The following is a 390-nucleotide window of genomic DNA, read 5'->3' on the forward strand; positions in this document are numbered from 1 at the left end:
CCAAATATGGCGTTGAATGAGTTTTTGATGATGCTTACTTTCTGTACATTTGGAAAGGCTTGGACACTTCGCACAAATCAAAGGATTCGATTTATATTGCCGATATCCTTCCCTCGTCGTTGTCGCATACTTCAATATCTTCCCTTGTGGGCAAAGATAACAATTATAGTGCTCGTCATATATATACTCATGCTTTCGGAAGAATCCATCTTTCGTTTTAGGACGTGTGTAAGGAAGAACAGGCAACATTTGATTCTCTAATAAAAAATTCGTAATCGCTGGTGTTTTATAGGCTGCATCTGCCGCAACGGCGATTGGTTTTTGAACGTTTTGAATGACCCTTTCCACAAGTGGCTGTAATACATGACTATCGTGCACATTTCCCGGAGT

General features: G+C 40.3%; 1 protein-coding gene. It reads right to left on the minus strand.

Translation table 11 applies throughout. The features are described from left to right. On the minus strand, positions 1 to 390 hold a 390-nt coding region (locus CD31_RS00085; RefSeq protein WP_036074759.1), incomplete at both ends, for a transposase.

The sequence above is a fragment of the Lysinibacillus boronitolerans JCM 21713 = 10a = NBRC 103108 genome (assembly GCF_000772935.1).
In the GTDB taxonomy this organism is placed as follows: Bacteria; Bacillota; Bacilli; order Bacillales_A; family Planococcaceae; genus Lysinibacillus; species Lysinibacillus boronitolerans.